This window comes from Kitasatospora sp. NPDC059146 (assembly GCF_042786665.1).
Taxonomy (GTDB): domain Bacteria; phylum Actinomycetota; class Actinomycetes; order Streptomycetales; family Streptomycetaceae; genus Kitasatospora.
Genome location: NZ_JBHZCY010000002.1, coordinates 70,331 through 88,825, shown reverse-complemented (window position 1 = coordinate 88,825; position 18,495 = coordinate 70,331). Strand labels below are relative to the sequence as shown.

General features: G+C 75.0%; 16 protein-coding genes. 2 read left to right on the top strand and 14 right to left on the bottom strand.

Annotated elements, in window-relative coordinates; genetic code table 11:
• Positions 1–41 precede the first annotated feature (41 nt).
• Positions 42–4,274, bottom strand: a complete 4,233-nt coding sequence (locus tag ACFXPX_RS01340; protein WP_380639055.1) for a molybdopterin-dependent oxidoreductase — start codon at positions 4,272–4,274, stop codon at positions 42–44.
• 453 nt (positions 4,275–4,727) lie between these two features.
• Here ACFXPX_RS01340 and ACFXPX_RS01335 point away from each other — a divergent pair, with 453 nt between their 5' ends.
• Both ACFXPX_RS01335 and ACFXPX_RS01330 read left to right on the top strand, forming a co-directional pair.
• Entirely contained in the window at positions 4,728–5,183 is a 456-nt protein-coding gene (locus ACFXPX_RS01335; protein ID WP_380587185.1) for a hypothetical protein, read from the top strand.
• Positions 5,184–5,225: 42 nt separating this feature from the next.
• On the top strand, positions 5,226–5,996 hold the full coding sequence (locus tag ACFXPX_RS01330; protein WP_380587182.1) for a LuxR C-terminal-related transcriptional regulator: 771 nt from the start codon (positions 5,226–5,228) through the stop codon (positions 5,994–5,996).
• A gap of 5 nt (positions 5,997–6,001) precedes the next feature.
• Here the strand turns inward: ACFXPX_RS01330 and ACFXPX_RS01325 are convergent, their stop codons facing one another.
• From ACFXPX_RS01325 to ACFXPX_RS01265, 13 genes are all read right to left on the bottom strand, one after another.
• Positions 6,002–7,375 (bottom strand): sensor histidine kinase, encoded by a 1,374-nt coding sequence (locus tag ACFXPX_RS01325; protein WP_380639053.1) that lies wholly within the window; start codon positions 7,373–7,375, stop codon positions 6,002–6,004.
• A gap of 4 nt (positions 7,376–7,379) precedes the next feature.
• The gene (gene cseB / locus ACFXPX_RS01320) at positions 7,380–8,126 is read right to left on the bottom strand and encodes a two-component system response regulator CseB (RefSeq protein ID WP_380524729.1); all 747 of its coding nucleotides are present in this window, start codon (positions 8,124–8,126) and stop codon (positions 7,380–7,382) included.
• Positions 8,127–8,274: 148 nt separating this feature from the next.
• Positions 8,275–9,171, bottom strand: coding sequence for an endonuclease/exonuclease/phosphatase family protein (locus ACFXPX_RS01315; RefSeq protein ID WP_380639135.1), 897 nt, complete (start codon positions 9,169–9,171; stop codon positions 8,275–8,277).
• A 113-nt stretch (positions 9,172–9,284) separates the two neighbouring features.
• A complete protein-coding gene (locus tag ACFXPX_RS01310) occupies positions 9,285–10,367 on the bottom strand; it encodes a D-alanyl-D-alanine carboxypeptidase family protein (protein ID WP_380639051.1) in 1,083 nt (360 codons plus the stop codon).
• Positions 10,368–10,689: 322 nt separating this feature from the next.
• On the bottom strand, positions 10,690–11,319 hold the full coding sequence (locus ACFXPX_RS01305; protein WP_380639049.1) for an SMI1/KNR4 family protein: 630 nt from the start codon (positions 11,317–11,319) through the stop codon (positions 10,690–10,692).
• Between the two features lie 52 nt (positions 11,320–11,371).
• A complete protein-coding gene (locus ACFXPX_RS01300) occupies positions 11,372–12,079 on the bottom strand; it encodes an alpha/beta fold hydrolase (RefSeq protein ID WP_380639046.1) in 708 nt (235 codons plus the stop codon).
• A 67-nt stretch (positions 12,080–12,146) separates the two neighbouring features.
• Positions 12,147–12,539 carry a RidA family protein gene (locus tag ACFXPX_RS01295; RefSeq protein WP_380639044.1) on the bottom strand — a complete coding sequence of 131 codons (393 nt, stop codon included), beginning with the start codon at positions 12,537–12,539 and terminating at the stop codon, positions 12,147–12,149.
• Between the two features lie 79 nt (positions 12,540–12,618).
• Positions 12,619–13,458, bottom strand: coding sequence for a hypothetical protein (locus tag ACFXPX_RS01290; RefSeq protein ID WP_380639042.1), 840 nt, complete (start codon positions 13,456–13,458; stop codon positions 12,619–12,621).
• A gap of 64 nt (positions 13,459–13,522) precedes the next feature.
• Positions 13,523–14,617, bottom strand: a complete 1,095-nt coding sequence (locus ACFXPX_RS01285) for a methyltransferase (protein WP_380639040.1) — start codon at positions 14,615–14,617, stop codon at positions 13,523–13,525.
• Positions 14,618–14,722: 105 nt separating this feature from the next.
• Complete coding sequence (locus ACFXPX_RS01280; RefSeq protein ID WP_375886168.1) at positions 14,723–15,481, bottom strand: methyltransferase domain-containing protein; 759 nt, start codon at positions 15,479–15,481, stop codon at positions 14,723–14,725.
• Positions 15,482–15,484: 3 nt separating this feature from the next.
• Positions 15,485–16,264 (bottom strand): SDR family oxidoreductase, encoded by a 780-nt coding sequence (locus tag ACFXPX_RS01275; RefSeq protein WP_380639038.1) that lies wholly within the window; start codon positions 16,262–16,264, stop codon positions 15,485–15,487.
• Positions 16,252–17,121: a TauD/TfdA family dioxygenase gene (locus ACFXPX_RS01270; protein ID WP_375886164.1), complete on the bottom strand. Its 870-nt coding sequence runs from the start codon at positions 17,119–17,121 to the stop codon at positions 16,252–16,254. Before ACFXPX_RS01270 ends, ACFXPX_RS01275 begins: the two co-directional genes overlap by 13 nt.
• Positions 17,118–18,407 carry an aspartate aminotransferase family protein gene (locus ACFXPX_RS01265; RefSeq protein ID WP_380639036.1) on the bottom strand — a complete coding sequence of 430 codons (1,290 nt, stop codon included), beginning with the start codon at positions 18,405–18,407 and terminating at the stop codon, positions 17,118–17,120. Before ACFXPX_RS01265 ends, ACFXPX_RS01270 begins: the two co-directional genes overlap by 4 nt.
• Positions 18,408–18,495 lie beyond the last annotated feature (88 nt).

The following is an 18,495-nucleotide window of genomic DNA, read 5'->3' as shown; positions in this document are numbered from 1 at the left end:
GGGTTCGCCGCGTTCGGGTCCGCACGGCCGGCGCGGCGGGATCAGTAGACGTCACGGACATAGCGCTTGTCGCTCGCGAGTTGACGGACGTACGCGGCGGCCGTCTCCTCGTCCGTGCCGCCGTGGGCCGCGACGATCTCCCGCAGGGCTCGGTCGACGTCCTTGGCCATGCGGTCGGCGTCGCCGCAGACGTAGAAGTGGGCGCCGTCCTGGAGCCACCGCCACAGGCGCGCGCCGTGCTCGCGCATGCGGTCCTGGACGTAGACCTTGTTGCGCTGGTCGCGCGAGAACGCGACGTCGAGGCGGTCCAGGTGACCGGATGCCCGGTACGCCTCCAACTCCTCCCGGTAGTAGAAGTCGGTGGCTTCGCGCTGCTCGCCGAAGAACAGCCAGTTCGGTCCGGTGTGGCCGCGGGCGCGCCGGTCCTCCAGGAACCCGATGAACGGCGCGACGCCGGTCCCCGGGCCCACCATGATCATCGGGGTGGTGGGGGCCGTCGGCGGCCGGAAGTGGCGGGAAGGCTGGACGAAGACCTGGACCGGACCGTCGTCGGCGCAGTCCGCGAGGTAGGTGGAGCAGACACCCGCGCGATCGCGGCCGAGGTCGTTGGTGTAGCGGACGACGGACACCGTGAGGTGGACTTCGCCCGGGTGCACCAGCGGGCTGGAGGATATCGAGTACAGCCGGGGCTGGAGCCGCTTGAGCACGCCCGCCCACTCCGCGGCGGAGGCCCGGACGGGGAACTCGCCGATGACGTCGGCGGCCTGCCGGCTCCAGCTCCACTTGGCCAGTTCGCCCGTGTTGCCGGGCCGCAGCAGCCGTCTGAGCCGGCGGTCCCCCGTCCGCTCGGCGACGAACCCGAGCAGGTCCGGGGTGAGGCGGGTGATGTCGAGCCGGGTCCGCAGGGCCTCGCCCAGGGGGATCCCTCCGTCGCCGCGCAGCTGGACGGTCTCCTCGGGATCGAGACCGGTGAGGGCCAGCCACTCGGAGACGAGCGCGGCCCCGTTCGAGGGCCAGACACCGAGGGCGTCACCGGCCTCGTAGGCGAGTTCACCGCCGCGGGTGTCGAAGGCGAACTGCCGTACCTCCTTGCGCGATCCGGACCGGCTCAGCACCCGATTGCCGATCAGGAGGGTCGCGAAGGGGGCGGACTTCGAGTACGTGACGGGTCCGGCCGGGCCGGAGGAGGGGGGCGCGGCGGTCGGCACCACCTCGGCCGGGACTCCCCCACCGGGCCCCACCACGGCGCCCGCCCTGGCGAGAGCGGCGGTGACCTCGTCGAGCCAGTGCGAGGCGGGCCCGTCGTCGTCGGGTTCGCAGTCGGTACGCGGGTGCAGGCGGGTGGCCCCGAGTTCGGCGAGGCGCTCGTCCAGTCGGCGGCCGTGGCCGCAGAAGTCGGCGTAGCTGGAGTCGCCGAACGCCAGCACGGAGTAGCGCACGCCCTCCAGGCGCGGAGCGCCCGGAGCGACGAGGTCCTGCCAGAAGCGGGCACCGTTGTCCGGGGCCTCGCCGTCGCCGAACGTGCTGGTGATGATCAGCAGGTCCGTGTCGGAGGTGAGTTGCCGTGGGGTGGCGTCGGCCATGGCGTGCAGGGCCGGGGTGCGGCCGGCCTCGGCCAGGGCGGCGGTGGCGGTGGCGGCGTACTCCTCGGCGGTGCCGGTCTGCGAGGCCCACAGGACGAGGAGGCTCCGGGCCGGATCGGCGGTCGTGCCGGGGACGGGCACGGACGCCTCGGGCACCGACGTCTCGGGCACCGGCGCGGCAGGCCCGGGGACGGGCGCGACCGGGGCAGCGGTCCGCGAGAACATCCCGGCCGTCAGACCGTTGACCCACTGTGCCGTCGCCGGGCCGAGGGGGGCGTCCCCGGGAAGCACCGGAACCCCGCCGGGCGGGGCGAGTTCGATTCCGGACAGGTAGCCGGACAGGTAGCGGCGCTCCGGTTCGGTGAGGGCGGGCGGGGTGAGGTCGCCGATTCCGAGCAGCGCGGCGCGGGCCGGCACGGCAGCGGCCGGGCTGCCGGCCACCGCCGGAGCCGGAGCCGGAGCCGGGGCCGGAGCGGCAACAGGAGCAGCAGCAGGAGCAGGAACGGCAACAGGAGCGGCAACCACCCGCATCGACACCGCGCAGGCCTTCAACTCCGGCTGGAAGGACACCGGGTCGACGGCGTCGTTGGTGACGGCGTTGACGGCGAGGTACTCGCCGAAGAGGTCGTTCCAGTGGAACGGGGCGAAGCAGCTGCCCGGCCGGACGCGGTCGGTGATGACGGCGGGCAGCACCGCCCGGCCGCGGCGGGAGGCGATCTCGATGCGGTCCCCGTCCCGGGCGTCCAGCGCGGCGGCGTCCTCGGGGTGGATCTCGACGAACGGGCCCGGATCGAGCCTGTTCAGCCTGGCGACCTTGCCGGTCTTGGTGAGGGTGTGCCACTGGTGTGGCAACCGGCCGGTGTTGAGGACGAACGGGTAGTCGTCGTCGGGGAGTTCGGCGGCCGGCAGGTGCGGTCGGGGGAAGAACTGCGCGCGGCCGTTCGCGGTCGGGAAGTTCAGTCTCGGCCGGGTGCCGTCCTCCCGCTCCAGGAGGGCCTGGCTGATCCCGTCGTTGAGGTAGCGGATCGGGTTGCGGTCGGGCCCGCCCGGTGCGGCGGGCCACTGCACCGGCGTCCGGCGCAGCCGCTCGTAGGTGACGCCCCGCACGTCCCATCCGGTGTGCGGGTTCCAGGCCTGTTTGATCTCCTCGAAGACCTCTTCGGAGTTCGCGTAGGTGAAGGCGTCGGCGAAGCCCATCGCGCAGGCGACGCGGGCGATCAGCTGCCAGTCCGCGGTGGCCTGGCCGGGCGGGGTGACGACGCCGGGCACGAGGGTCAGGCCGCGTTCGGAGTTGATCATCACGCCGTCGGACTCCGCCCACAGCGTGCCGGGCAGGATCACGTCCGCGTACGCGTTGGTCTCGGTCTCGGCGAAGACGTCCTGGGTGATGACGAGTTCGGCGGCCTCCAGGCCGGCGATGACGGTCCTGCGGTTGGCCACCGAGGCGACCGGGTTGGTGCAGATGATCCAGCAGGCCTTGATCTCCCCGGCGGCCATCCGCTCGAACATCTCCACCGTGCCGCGCCCGGTCTCGGCGCGCAGCGTGCCCGCCGCGATGCCCCAGAGGTCCTCGACGAAGGCGCGGTCGGCGTCGACGAGGACGGAGCGCTGGCCGGGCAGGCCGGGTCCCATGTACCCCATCTCGCGGCCGCCCATGGCATTGGGCTGTCCGGTCAGGGAGAGCGGGCCGGCTCCCGGCCGGCAGATCGCGCCGGTGGCCAGGTGCAGGTTGACCAGGGCGTTGGTGTTCCAGGTGCCGTGGGTGGACTGGTTGAGGCCCATGGTCCAGCAGCTCATCCAGTCGCCGGCCTCGCCGATCCACCGGGCGGCGGTGCGGATGTCCTCCTCCGGGATGCCGGTGATCCCGGCGACGGTGGCCGGCGGGTAGTCGGCCAGGAAACCCGGCATGCCGTCCCAGCCGTCGGTGTGCTCGGCGATGAACTCCTCGTCGGTGTGCCCGTTCTCGACCAGCAGGTGCAACAGGCCGTTCAGCAGGGCGAGGTCGGTGCCGGGCCTGATCTGCAGGAACAGGTCGGCCCGGTCGGCGGTGGCGTTGCGGCGCGGGTCGACGACGATGAGCTTCGCACCGGCGGACCTGATCCGGTCCGCCATCCGCAGGAAGAGGATCGGGTGGCAGTCCGCCATGTTGGCGCCGATGACGAGGAACGCGTTCGCGCTGTCGAAGTCGGCGTACGAGCCGGGCGGGGCGTCCGCGCCGAGCGAGAGCTTGTAGCCGCTGCCCGCACTGGCCATGCACAGGCGGGAGTTGGACTCGATCCCGGTGGTCCGGACGAACCCCTTGGCCAGCTTGTTCGCCAGGTACTGGGCCTCCAGGCTCATCTGCCCGGAGACGTAGAAGGACAGCGCGTCGGGGCCGTGCTCGTCCAGGACCGCCCGCAGCCCGTCGGCCACCGCCGCCACCGCCGCTTCCACGTCGACGGGCTCCCGCGGCCGGCCGCGGGCGGTGCGCATCAGGGCCGTCTCCAGTCGCCCGGGCGCGGCGAGCAGGTCGGCGTGCGTCGCTCCCTTGGTGCACAGTCGGCCGCCGTTGGCGGGGTGCGCCTTGTCGCCGGACACCTTCGCAACGGTCCGGCGGCCGCCCGCGTCCTGCTCCAGGTCCAGCACGATCCCGCAGCCGACCCCGCAGTACGAGCAGACCGTCCGCACCCGGCTCCTGTCCGTCCCCGCCATCGTTGCCCCCCTCACCCGTACGAGTGCCGTGGCACCGCCGGTCGCATCCGCCGGCAACCAGCAGCCGGATACCGTACTCCGGCCGGAAGTCACCGTAGGAACCGGGTGTTGCAACCGGCGACGGTGATCGCTTCGGTCGCGTTACGGGCCCCGCACCGCCCCTGGTCCGGGCTGTGAGGAGGGCCCAGGAGCGGGCGGGGTCCGCGGCCGCCCGGTGAGGGCCCGGACGGCCCGACCCGGCCCCGCGCCGATCACCACCTCGGGACCACCGGAACCACCGGGACCGTCCTCCGGGACGTCGTCCCGCTGCCCTCCACCCTGGCGGCGGCCGCCCGGGCGCTCGCCGGATACCTGGCCGGCTGGCGGCTGACACCCGCCGCACGCCACCCGGACCTCCCGGTGGGCCCGTCCGGCGTGATGAACCTCCCCGCGCGCAGGCTGTCCCAGGGTGACGTGACGGTCCACACCGCCTCCGGCAGCGAGGCCGTCGTGACGGAGGTCTTCCGGATCGGCAGCAGCCACGTCCGGCAGACCGTCCGCACCGTCACCGGCCCCACCCGCGGCGACGCCGTCGAACTGCCGGACGCCTTCTGGCAGTTCCCCCGGACCCACCGCCTCAGCGGCAGCCACCGTGTCCCGGTCCTCGCGTACCGACGCCACGATCCGGACGACCTGCCGCCGGTCCCCTACCCCGCCGTACCCGCCGCCTTCGCGCCCGGCGACCGCGTCCTCCACGACGGCGTCCGCTGGGAACGGACCCGGAAGGCCTGGTACCGGAACGAGCGCGCCGCCCGGGCCCTGCGCGACGGGGACCGTGAGATCCGGCGCCTCTTCACCGACCACCGCCACCTGCGCCGGGGGATCCCGGAGTACCTCCCCGCCCCCTCCCGGCCCGACGCACGCGGCTGACCGCCCGCGCCGCGCCCTGTCCGAAGGAGTGACAGTCGCCCCATGACCACCGACCGCAGCACGACCCGCCGCCCGGCTGGCACCCCGCCCGCACTCGCCGGGCGCAGGCCCCCGGTCGCCCGGGAGACCCCCGGCCGGCGCCCGATCCGCGTCGCCCTGGTCGACGACCGGGCGGACTTCCGAACGGGCCTGCGCCAGGCGCTCGGCGAGCGCGGCGACCTCGTGGTCGTGTTCGAGGGGAAGCCGGACGTCGACCTCATCGCGTGCGTGCACCACTTCCGACCCGACGTCGTCCTGATCGGGGTGGAGTCGCCCGGTTCGGCCCTCGACCACACCGCCCGGCTGGTGCAGGGCTCGCTCAAGCCACCGCCGGTCATCGTGCTGACGCCCGCCTCCGACGGCCGACCGGCCCGTGGGGTGCTGACCGCCGGCATCCGCGGCTGGCTGCTCAAGTCGACGCCTCCCGGCCAGCTGCGCAACGCGATCCGGCTCGTCGCCTCCGGCGGCGCGGCCGTCTCCCCGTCGACCCTGCGGGACGTGGCCGGCGGCGCCGGTGACCGCCAGCCGCCGCTCTACTGGTCCCGGATCCCGCTCCTCGGCGCACTGACCGCCCGGGAGAAGGACGTGCTGCGCCTGCTCGGCCGAGGACTGACCGACGCCGAGATCTCCGACCGCCTCCGGATCACCGGCTCCTCGGTCCGGACGTACATGTCCCGGCTGCTCACGAAGCTGCAACTCGACCACCGCACCCAGGCGGCGATCTTCTCGTACGAGCTGTCGCACCTCGGCGACGCGGCCTGGCAGCCGGCCTGACCTCCTCAGACGCCGTCCGGGCGTTCCCGCTCCTCCGGGGCGTCCGGACCCTCCGGGTGGCCGAGGTCGAGGGTGGCGAGGTCGAGGGTGGCGAGGGCTCCGCCGTCCGGGGGGTTGGTGAAGGTCAGGCGGGCGCCGAGGACGGCGGCCTGGCCGACGGCGATGGTGAGGCCGAGGCCGTGGCCCTGGCCGCGTTCGGCGGCGCCGGTGCGGAAGCGCTGCGGCCCGTGGGCGAGGAGGTCGGCCGGGAAGCCGGGGCCGTGGTCGCGCACCGTGACGCGGCTGCCCGTGACGGCGACCTCGACCGGGGCGGCGCCGTGCCGGTGGGCGTTGGCCACCAGGTTGGTGACGATGCGCTCCACCCGGCGCGGGTCGGTCCGGACGACGGCGGGGGCCGCCGGCCGGAACCGGGTGTCGCCGCCCGCCTGCCCGATCGCGTGCGCGACGAGGTCGCCGAGGGGGACCTCGTCGAGCCTGGCCCGCTCGGCCCCGGCGTCGAGCCGGGAGACCTCCAGCAGGTCCTCGACCAGGCCGCGCAGGGTGCGGACCTGGGTCCGGACCAGGTCCGCCGCCTCGTCGTCCTCGGGCAGCAGTCCGGCCGCCGTGACCAGGCCCATCAGCGGGGTGCGCAGTTCGTGGGCGACGTCGGCGGTGAAGCGCTTCTCCGCGGCCAGCCGCCCTTGCAGGGTCCCGGCCATCTCGTCCACGGCCGCCGACATCTCGGTGATCTCGTCACGGGCGCGGCCCCGGCGGCCGATCCGGGCGTCGAGCTCGCCGTCGGCGATCCGGCGGGCCGTCCGGGAGCCGTGGCGCAGCCGCCGGTTCATCTGCTCGGCCGCGAGCGCGGTGACGGGCACGATCACGGCCAGGGCGACGAGGGCGGCCTTGACCATGTTCCGGTCCAGCAGCTGGAGGTTGCGCACCTCGGCGCTCATGTCGCTGCGGACGGTGAGGACCTGGTTGTCGCCGACGGGTACGGCCGCCCACATCCAGTACCAGTTGGGCGCTTTGACGTCGTACCAGAGCGCGTACTCCCCCGGTGTCCGCAGGTTCGCGACGGCGTGCGCCAGCGGCCCGGGCAGGTCGGCCGGGGGCTGGAGGTCGGCGGGGTCGGGGCGGCGGCCGGTGCGGGTGAACTCCTTCTCGGCGGCGCTCAGTTGGGCGATCGCGCGGTCGCGTCCGGTCCGGTCGCCGCGCTCCGCGGTCGCCCGGTGGACGAGCAGGCCGATCGTCGCGGCGACCGTGCAGCAGGCGAGTGCGACCAGGGCGGCGATCTTCCAGCGCAGGGAGCGCGGGTTGAGGCGCCACAGGTCTCGGCGGCGGCGCGGGTCGGGGGTTCGCGGCTCACGGCGGCGCGGGTCGCGGGTTCGCCCGGTCATCCGGTCAGCTCCGGACGAGCTTGTAGCCGAAGCCCCGGACGGTCTCGATGCGGTCGGCGCCGATCTTCTTGCGCAGCCGCACCACGCAGAGGTCGACGACCCGGGTGTCGCCCTCCCAGCCGTAGTCCCAGACGTCGCGCAGCAGTCGGCGGCGGTCCAGGACCGTACCGGGGTTCTCGGCGAAGGCCAGCAGCAGGCGCAGTTCGGTGGGCGTGAGGGGGACGGCCCGACCGTCCAGCCGGACGTCCAGGCCGCGCAGGTCGATGGTCAGGTCGCCGAGGACGAGGAGGTCCGGCCCGGGCCGGGTGTCCTGCGGGCGCTCCGGCGCGGGCTCCTGGGCGCGCTCCCCGGCCGGCTCCCGGTGGAAGGTGGCGCGGCGCAGCAGGGAGCGGATGCGGGCGACCAGGACGGGGATGTCCACGGGCTTGACCACGTAGTCGTCGGCGCCGGCCTCCAGTCCGGCCACGACGTCGAGGGCGTCGCCGCGGGCGGACATCATCAGGATCGGGGTGAGGCCCTCCTCGCGGATCCGCCGGCACAGGCCGATGCCGTCGAGGCCGGGCAGCATCACGTCCAGGATCAGCACGTCGTGCGCCCCGGCCCGGAAGGCCTCCAGGCCGTCGAGCCCGTCCCCGGTGACCTCGACCCGGTACCCGTAGCGCTCCAGGGCCAGCTGGACCGAGCGGCGGATGACCGCGTCGTCTTCGACGACCAGCACGCTGACCGGGTCGGGTACGCGGGTTCCGGACAAGAGTTCTCCCGTGTCGTGGCCTGGGGATTCGCGCTCGTTCGAGCTCACTGGTGACCGATCGTAGCCGCACGGGGCGGGGCACCGAGGATGCCCGGGGCGCCACCGGGGCGGCGGCCGGACGGCTTGCCGGGGGTCGGGCGGCGGCCGGTCACAGCCGCAGGGTCGCGGCGACCGGCCGGTGGTCGCTGCCGGTGTCGGGCAGGGTCCACGCCGAGCGCGGGGTGATGCCCTTCACCAGGATCTGGTCGATCCGGACCACCGGGAACGACGCCGGCCAGGTGAAGCCGAAGCCGTCACCCGCCTCCTGCTGCGCCGACCGCAGCGGCCCGGTGAGCGCGTCCAGCGCGGAGTCGTCGACCGAGCCGTTGAAGTCCCCCAGGACGACGACCCGCGGGAGCCGTTCGGCCCGTACGGCCTCGGCCAGCTTGGCGGCCGCCTCGTTGCGGCGGGCCGTGGTGAAGCCGGCGGCCGGGTGCACCCGGACCGAGGCGAGGTGCGCCGCGTAGACGGCCACCGGGCCCTTCGGGGTCCGGACGGTGGCGCGCAGGGCCCTGGTCCAGGGCATGATCTCCACCGGCTCCACCGCCTCCAGCGGGTACCTGCTCCACAGCCCGACGCCGCCCCGCACCTCGGCGTAGGGGTAGGCGGCGGCCAGTTCGTGCCGGTAGGTCTCCTGCGCCCGGCTCGCCAGCTCCTCCACCGCCAGCACGTCGGCGCCCGAGGCGGCCAGCGCGCGGGCCGTCCGGCGCGGGTCGGGGTTCTCCTCGTTGACGTTGTGGCTGACCACCGTGAGGTCCCCGCCGCCGGCGCGCTTGTCGACGAGGGCGGGAGCGAAGAGCACGGTCCAGACGAGGGCGGGGACGAGGACGGCGGCCGCCGCCAGGACGGACCGCCGGACCGCCGCCAGGAGCAGCAGCAGCGCGACGGCCACGCCCGACCAGGGCAGCACCGTCTGCCAGAGGCTGCCGAGATGGCCGACGCCGTTGGGCAGTTGGGCGTTCAGGGCCATCAGGGCGGCGCAGAACAGGGCCGCCACCACGATCAGCCGCCCGCGCGGCCGCCCCTGCCGCGCCGGACGACGGCCCGGACGACGGGCCGGACCGCGGTGGCCGGGCCCGGAGGCCGCCACCACCACCGGAGCCGCCCCGCTGCCCGCGCTCACGCCCACTCCCGCTGGCCGCCGTCGAGCGCCGCAAGGGCGCCCGGCAGCTTCTGCCGCAGGGCGTCGACGAGCCGGCCGCTGTTCTCCAGCGCCGCCCGCAGGCCCTCGGTGGGCGTGGTGCCCGCGCGCTGCCCGAGCACCACGCCGTAGACGAGCCGGCGACCCGGGCCGCCCTTGCCGTCCGGGACCTCCAGGGCCCACATCAGGTTGCCGCCCGCCGGTGTGCTCGACCCGGTCTTCAAGCCGACCACCCCGGGACGGTCGAGCAGCGTGTTGGTGTTCCGCAGCGGTTCGGCCCGCCCCGGGAGCGTGGTGCTGCGCAGCGCCACGGTGGCCCGCAGCGCCGGCTCCTTCATCGCCTCGCGGGCCAGCTTGAGCTGGTCGGCGGCGGTGGACACGGTCGTGGCCTCGAAGCCGCTGGCCCCGGTGTAGGTCGTGCCGGTCATCCCCAGCCGGGCCGCCTCCGCGTTCATCCGTTTCACGAACGCCTCCTGGCTGCCCGCGTCCCAACGGGCCAGCAGCCGGGCCACGTTGTTGGCGGACGGGAGCAGCATCACCTCCAGCAGCTTGCGCTGGGTGAGCCGCTGCCCCTCGGTGACGGGAGCCGTGGACTCGCTCGCCGAGACCGACTCGGCCGCGGCCTGCGCGTCGACCGTGATCGTCGGCCCGTCCTCGCCGTCCTTGAGCGGGTGGTCCCGCAGGACGACGTACGCCGTCATCACCTTGGTGACGCTCGCGATCGGCACCGGCTGCTGCTGCGGTCCCTTGACCCCGAGGACGCCGGCCTTCGCCACGGCGACGGCCGCCTGCCCGTCCGTCGGCCATGGGAGGTCGAGGTCGGCGACGGCCTCGGGCGCCGGGAGCACCAGCGCCCCGTCCGCCCGGGCGTCCCCGCCCGCACCGGGGCCCGCGCCCGGGCCGCCGTCCGGCAGGGCGGCCAGCGCACCCCCGCCGGCACCGGCGACCAGCACCCCGGCCAGCGCCCACAGCACCCCGCGGCGGGGCACCCGGCCCCGGCCGGAGCCGGGACGACGGTCTCGGCCTTCACGGTTGGTGAGGACTTTCGTAACGACGGACACGACGGCTGCCTCCCGGAGCAGAGGGACACGGGCCCGGTGCCGCCGACGGCCACCGGGTGTGCCCACAGCCTCCGCGACCAGCGCTTCCGCCCGGTCGGAGCGGGGCTTCCACCGGCGCGCAGTCGTGTATCAGCCGTGTACCGGCCGCCGCCGACGCACCTCGGCCCCTACCGGCCCTACCGGTGCCGTCGGGCAGCGCCCCCGTGCGGGAGCACACCCGTGCGGAGGCGTACGAGTCCCCGGTGCGGGGAACGGCCGGAACGGCCGGAGCAGCTTCGCGGCCACCTCGTGGAAGGCGGAGGTCCAGGGGATCGGCGGCGGGTCAACGGGCCTCCCAGCGGCCTCGGCAGGCGCTCCACTCGGCGAGCCACCCGGCGAAGCCGGGCGGGCCGGCGGGGGCCTCGTCCGGGTCGGGGCGGGGGAAGGCGCCGCCGTCGGCGAGGAGCCAGACGGTGCCGCGCCTCGGGCCGGCGGTCACCAGGACCCAGAAGGAGCCGGGGCTCTCGGTACCGAGGACGACGGAACCGTGCCGGTGGAGCACGGTCATCCGGGCGAGGTCCTCGTCCGGGTCGTAGTCGTACTCCCACTGCCATTCCTCGGTGAGCGGGAACGGCGCCGCCGGATCGCGCGGGGCCGAACCGTCGAACGGCACCGGGCAGAGCCAGTTGACCGAGTTCCAGGTGCGCCAGCCGTCCGGGAGCCGGCCCAGCGGCAGCAGGCCGTACTCCGTCGACGGCCGGTCGGCCCCGGCGTGCTCGGTGGCCCCGGCGGTGAGTCCGTTGGCGATGTCGGCGACGAACGTGCGGTACGGCTCGGGCAGCACGATGCCGTGCCGGGCCTCCCAGGCTGCCAACCCGGCTCTGCCCAGCGGCGGTTCGGCGCGGGCCCCGGCCAGGGCGGACCGCAGGGCGTCGAGGTCCCGGCCGCTCGGCGCGGGCTGGTCCACTGTCATGGAGCCAGGGATACCAGCCGGGTCCGACAATCGCCGGGCCCCGCCGGGGCCGTCATTGCGCCGCGGGTGCCGCGGCGGTGAGGAGCAGGTGGGCGAGGTCGGCCGGGCGGGAGAACATCGGCCAGTGGCCGGTGGCCAGTTCGGCCAGCTGCCAGGGCTCGGCGGTGAGCAGGTCGGCCACGTCCTCGTCGGGTTCCTCGCCCGCGAGGAGGCACTTGACGTAGGTCGTGGGCAGGGTGGTGAGGGGGCCGGTCAGGGTGGCGGGCTCGGTGAGGGTGGCGCCCGGGTGCGGGGTCGCGCCGGCGACGATGCAGGCGGTCTGCTCCGCGGTGAGGCCGTGGCCGGCGAAGTGCTCGGGCCGGGCGCAGGGCCAGGAGCCGCCGTTGGCGGCGAGGGCGGCCCGGAGCGAGGTGCCGCCGTCCGGCCAGCCGTCGGCGAAGGAGCGGCCGTCGACGGGGACGGCCGCGTCGACGAGGACCAGCCGGGCCAGCCGGTCGCCGATCCGCTGGGCGGCCTGGCCGACCGGGACGCCCGCGTAGCTGTGGCCGACCAGCACGACCCGGCGCAGGTCGTGGCGTTCGACCTCGGCCACGACGTCCTCGACGTGGGTCCGCTGCCCGGCCGGGACGTCCCGCTTCTCGGCCAGTCCGGACAGCGTCAGCGGGTGGACGGCGTGCCCGGCCGCGCGCAGCGCCGGGGTCACGTCGACCCAGGCCCAGGCGCCGAGCCGGGCACCGGCGACCAGTACGAAGTTCAGCATGACCGCACCGTAGTGGAGCGGCCCGGAGGGCGTCGCGCGGATATCCGGGAGCGGCGGCCGGGTCCGGTCAGCCGAGGACGGCGTCGACCTCCACCTCGACCAGCCAGTCCGGGTCGATGAAGCGGGAGACCTCGACGAGGGTGGTGACCGGGCGGACCGCCCCGAAGCGTTCCCCGTGCGCCCGGGCGGCCTCCTCCCAGACCGTCACGTCGGTGAGCATGATCCTGGTCCGCACCACGTCCGCCAGCGAGGCGCCCGCCTCCGCCAGCGCGGCCTCGACGATGTCCAGGCACCGGACCGTCTGGGCGTGCACGTCACCGGGCCCGACCGTCCTGCCGTCCGCGCCGATCGGCGCGGTGCCCGCCACCGCGACGAACGGCCCCTTGCGGACCGCCCGGGAGAACCCGATGCGCGGTTCCAGGGGCGAACCCGAACTGACCAGCCGGCGCGTGTTGTCCATCGCGCCATGCTGGCAGAGCGGCGGGCGGCCCGGCCGCACCGTCCCGAGGTGCGGACGGGCGCGGCCCGCCGGGGCGTCGTCAGGCCCCGGCCACGGCCGTGAACTCGGCGGTGCGGACGGCGTCCCCGTGCTTGAAGTCGAGGTAGAGCCGGTACGGGCCGGCCGTCGGCGCGACCGCGTGGAAGGTGATCTCCGGGCCGGGTGCGGTGACCCCGTCGCCGGGCTCGCCGTTCGGGTGGACGTGCAGGTAGGCGAGGTCGGCGGCGCGCAGGGAGACCAGGTGGCCGTACGCGGCCAGGTAGGGCTGGAGGTCGGCGACGGGGGCGCCGTCGCGGGTCACGGTGAAGGTGAGCGGCGCGGCCGCGCCGGCCGTCAACTGCCCGGCCAGGGTGACGGTGTAGCCGTCGACCGTGGCGGTGGCCGAGGCCTCCGGCAGCGGGTGCGCGGCGCTCCCGCCGGGGAGGGTGAGGTCCACGCCGAGGGTGAGCGGGGCGGCGCCGACGGCCTTGAAGTCGGCGTAGGCGTGGTAGGCGGCGGGCCCGTCGAAGGGGTTGGCCACCCGCCAGGTGCCGTCCGCGTCCAGCGTGGGGTGGACGTGCCGGTAGCCGGAGAGGTCGCGGCGGACCACGATCAGGTGCAGCAGGGCCTCGTGCTGGGGCTCGTACGCGGTGACGGGCGCGCCGTCCGGCCCGGTGATCCGGAAGGTGAACTCGCCCTCGGGGCCGACGGTCTCCGGTATCAGGGTGTAGCCCTGGTCGGAGGCCGCCAGCCCCTGCGGGGCGCCGTGCCCGGCGTGGTGGCCGCCGCGGCCGCCGTGGTGGTCACCGTGACCGGCGTGGTGGTCACCGTGACCGGCGTGCTGCTCGTGCTGGTGCTGCTGGTGGTGCTGCTCGTGGTCGTGGTGCTGATGGGTGTTCATACCGTCCACGAACGCGGCCCGTTGCGGCCCCGTTCCCGCGACCGTTCCGCTCCGAGCGAACCGGTCAGGCCGCGACCGCCTCGACCACCGACAGGACCGTCGGCGTGGGCAGGACCCGGGAGAGCCGCAGGCCGGCCCGCCGGAAGAGCTCCGCGAAGTCCTCCTCGGTGCGCTCGCGGCCCGCGAGGGACGCCATCATCATCAGGTCCAGGGCCTTCGACTGGTGCGGGGCGTTCCCCGGGGGGACGACGGCGTCCACGACCAGGACCCGGCCGTCCGGGCGCAGGGCGCGGCGGCAGTGCCCGAGGAGGGTCACACAGCGGTCGTCGTCCCAGTCGTGGGTGATCCGCTTGAGCACGTGGACGTCGCCGGGCGGCACGGCCTCGAAGAAGTCGCCCTCAACCGTCGTCCAGCGGCCCGCGACCTCCGCGGCCGGGCCGAGCCGGTGCCCGGCGAGGACGTGGGCGCGGTCGAAGAGCACCCCGTCCAGGCCCGGGTTGCGGCGCAGCACCTCCAGCAGCAGGCCGCCGTGGCCGCCGGCCACGTCCACCACGGTGCCGGCCTTCGGGAAGTCGTAGGCGGCCGCGATCAGCGCGTTCTCCGGGTCGGACATCGCCGCCATGCCCACGTGGAAGACGGCGGCCGTCCGCTCGTCCTGGGCGAAGTGGTCGAAGAAGGGCATGCCGAACAGCGCCTCGAAGGCCGAGGTGCCGTCGGTGAGACAGCGCGTCAGTTCACCGGCCGGGCGCCACATGGTGCGGTCGGTCAGCATCAGGACGGCCGTCCGCGCGGAGTACGGGACGTCGCCGCGCAGGGCCTGCCCGGTCTCGGTCAGGGCGAAGCGGCCCCGGTCGTCCTCCCGCACCACGCCCCGGGTGGCGAGCAGCCGCAGGACGCGGTGGAGGCCGTCGGCGTCGGTGCCGGTCGCGGCGGCGAGTTCGGCGGGGGCGCGGGGGCCGTCCGCGAGGTGGTCGGCGACCCCGATGTCGGCGGCGGCGCGGAGGGCGGCCGGGAAGAGGAAGCCGAGGGCCTCGTCGATGAGGTGGGCGGCGGAGCGCCGGAAGCCGTCCTCCGCCCCGTCACCGGCGGCGCCACCCGCCTCCGGCGCCCCTCCCTCCGTCTGCTCCGCACCGGGCCTGTCACCGTCGTCCTGCCGCATGCCGTCCTCCTCCTCGCGTCCGAGCCATGTCCGAGCCGTGTCCGAGTCATGTCCGCGCCGTGCCCGAGCCCTGCCCGAGCCCTGCCCGAGTGGTCCTCGGGTGTCCTACGCCTGCGGCCGCGCCCCCTCCCGGTGCCGCCACCGCACCGGGTCGTCGGCGACGGCCCGGGGCCGCGCCCCGGTGGGCGCGCGGTACCCGGCGCAGGAGAGCACCAGCATCTCGCCGTCCCCCGGCTGGAACTCGTACGACACCCGCTCCACCCGGCTGCCGATCCCGGCTCCGGCCAGTTCCTCCCGCAGCCGTTCCAGCCCCCGGTACCGCTCGCCGGTGTCGTACACCGTCAGCGGGAACAGCCGGACCTCGCGCCGGGCCACCCGGGCGAGGTCCAGCAGTGCGGCCCGGTGGAACTCCTCGCCCAGCCGGTTGCCGTAGGAGAAGACCAGGTGCGAGCTGAGCACCAGGTCGAAGGAGGCGTCCGGGAAGGGGAGTTCGGGCAGCGCCCCGGCGACGTAGCGCTCCGGGCGGGCGGTGATGTCGGCCCGGAACAGCCGGGAGTTGGCGGTCCACTGCCGGATCAGGTCGTCCGTGTCGGTGTACCAGGACGGGGTGAAGCCCGCCGTCTCGCGCGCCAGCAGCTCCCGTTTGAAGCCGGTCTCCCGCTCGACCAGCAGGCCCAACTCCTCCCGGTGGACGGCGTACTCGCGGTCGACGGCGACCGCGTCGATCCCGCGCCGCCCGGCCTCGGCGACGAAGCTCGCCGCCCCGGCCGGGCAGTCCAGGATGCGCCGGCCGGGGTCGAGGTCGCGGTCGGTGAGCGCGAACATCGCCCGGTACTCGGCGAAGGAGCGTGCGCTGACCAGCACGGGTCAACCCCTTCCGACGAACGGCATGGTGGCCGGCAGCACCACCAGGGACTGGATGGTGGTGTCCGGCGGCTGCGCGGCCATCAGCAGCAGGGCGTCGGTGAAGCGGTCGACCGGGATGGTCGCCTCCACCGCCGAGGTCCCGTCGGCCTGGGTGGCGGCGGGCTGCGGGGCGCCGTCCGGCGGGCTGACGTTGCCGACGTCGATCTGCCCGCAGGTGATGCCGTAGGGCCGGCCGTCCAGGGCGAGCACCTTGGTGAGGCCGAGGACGGCGTGCTTGGCGGCCGTGTAGGCGTGGGAGTGGGGGCGCGGCACGTGCGCGGAGGGCGCGCCGTTGTTGATGATCCGGCCGCCCTGCGGCTGCTGGGTGCTCATCAGCCGGAAGGCCTCCCGGGCGCACAGGAAGCTGCCGGTGACGATGGTGTCCAGGACGCGGTTCCAGTCCTGGAAGGTCGTCTCGGTGATGGGCCGGCGCGGGGCGGCGGCGCCCGCGTTGTTGAAGAGCAGGTCGAGCCGGCCGTAGCGGTCGCGGACGGCGTCGAACAGCCGGGAGACCTCCTCGGGGTTGCGGATGTCGGTGGGCACGGCCAGCACCCGTTCCGGGTCGACGGCCCCGGTGTCGACGGCGAGCGCGGCGGTCTCCTCCAGCGCGTCCTTGCGGCGGCCCGCGAGCACCAGCGTCCAGCCGGCGCCGGCCAGGGCCAGCGCGGAGGCCCGGCCGAGCCCGCTGCCGCCGCCGGTGACCACGGCGACCTTTCCGTCCGGTCGGTTCACGGCGCCCATGTCTCCCCCTCGTTGAGCCAGATCCGCAGCATCCGCCGGGCGTACCGGCCGGGTTCGTCGACGTACGCCGAACGTCCGTGCAGGACACGGCTGTTGCGGATGATCAGCAGGTCGCCGGCGGCCATCGGCAGGCCGAAGGCGATCTCCGGGCGGTACAGCACCTCGTCCAGCACGCCGAGCGCGTCCCACTGACGGTCCGTCAGCTCCGGTCCGCCGCGGTCGGGTGAGGAGCGGACGGTACGGGTCTGGTAGTAGCAGCCGGTCGTGCCGTCCTTCCTCGGGTACAGGATCGGGGTGACGACCCGCTGCGGGCCCGCCCGGCCGGTCCGGTCGAAGGTCCAGTCCTCGCAGAGCGTGGCCAGGGCGTCCGGCCGTTCCCGGCCGATCAGGTCGTGGACGTGCCGGGCGCTCGCCAGCTTGGTCAGCCCCCCGCCATGGTAGGCGGGTTGGAGGCAGAGCAGGACGAGCAGGTCGCAGGTGTCGCAGTGGAATCCGAGTTCGGTGTTGCCGTCCCCGTCGTGGTCGCGCAGCACCGAGGTGAGGTCGCCGCGGCCGTTCTGCGGGACGATCCGGCCGTGGTCCCGCAGCAGGAAGGAGAGCACCTCGGTGATCTCGCGCTCCGGCTGCTCCGGGTCGACCAGGTTGGCGACGTGGGTGATCCCGACCGAGTCGACGGCCTCCCGGACGAAGGACCGCAGCCGCTCGCGCACCGGCCCGGCCGAGCCCCAGCGCCGGGCCCGGGCGTCGGCCCACAGCAGGTTCCGCTCACCGTCGCTCAGCGGCAGCGACCACATCTGCCGCCGGGCCTCCAACTCCAGGCTGCTCCAGCCGATCTCGGTCACGGTGTGCTCGTTCACAGCGCCTCCTCCTGCCCCGTCCCGGCCGCGACGGCCTTGGACCAGAGCGCCAGTGCCTCGTCGACCTGCGCGGCCGTGACGACCAGCGCGGGGATCATCCGGACCACGTTGAGGTGGATCCCGCAGAGCAGCAGGAGCAGTCCGAGCTCGGCCGCCGCCTGCTGGACCCGCCGGGCCGTCTCCGGGTCCGGCGAGCCGTCCGGGCGGCAGAACTCACTGGCCGCCATCAGCCCGAGGCCCCGGACGTCGCCGATGCCGGGCACCCCGGCGGCGACCGTCCGCAGGCCGTCCAGCAGCCGTTCGCCCTGCTCGGCCGCGTTCTCCACCAGCCGTTCCTCGCGCAGCACGTCCAGGGTGGCCAGGGCGGCGGCGCAGGCCACCGGGTTCCCGCCGTAGGTGCCGCCCTGGGAGCCGGGCCAGGCGCGCCGCATCAGATCGGTCGGCGCGGCGACGGCGGACAGCGGGAAGCCGCTGGCCAGGCCCTTGGCGGTGATCAGCACGTCGGGCCGGAAGCCCTCCCCGTACGGGTGGGCCGCCTCGTGCTGGTGGGCCCAGAACCGGCCGGTGCGGCCGAAGCCGGTCTGCACCTCGTCCAGCACCAGCAGCAGGCCGTGCCGGTCGGCGCGCTCGCGCAGCCCGGCCAGAAACCCGGCCGGGGCGGGGACGTAACCGCCCTCGCCGAGCACCGGTTCGACGAACAGGGCGGCGGTCTCGGCGGGGGCGGAGACGGTGGCCAGCACCTCGTCCAGCCCGCGCAGGGCGTGCGCCACCGCCTCCTCCTCGGACAGTCCGAGCCGGAAGGCGGCCGGGAAGGGCGCCACCGCGACCCCGGGCGGCAGCGGGCCGATGCCCGCCCGGAAGCGGGTCCCGGCGGTGGTGAGCGAGGCGGCGCCCATGGTGCGGCCGTGGAAGGAGCCCTCGAAGACGATCACGTTCTGCCGCCCGGTGGCGTGCCGGACCAGCCGCAGCGCCGTCTCCACCGCCTCCGTCCCGGCGGTGGCGAAGCAGAGCGAGTCCAGGCCGGGCGGCAGGACGTCGCCCAACCGGTCGGTGAGGGTGAGCAGTTGGTCGTGCAGCACGGTGGTGTACTGGCCGTGCAGCAGCCGGCCGGCCTGTTCGCGGACGGCCTCGACCACCCTCGGGTGGCAGTGGCCGGTGCTGGTCACGCCGACGCCGGAGGTGAAGTCGAGGTAGCGGCGGCCGGCGGCGTCGTAGAGGTGGAGGCCCTCGCCGCGTACGGCGACGACGGGGGTGGCCTGCTTGAGCACGGGGGAGAGCTGGGACAACGGAGTCTGCCTTCTCTCGGGGCGGGTCGGATCGGCGGGGCGAAGGGTCTGTAGGGGCAGAACAGGTCGGTCCGGACGGCGAGGCGAA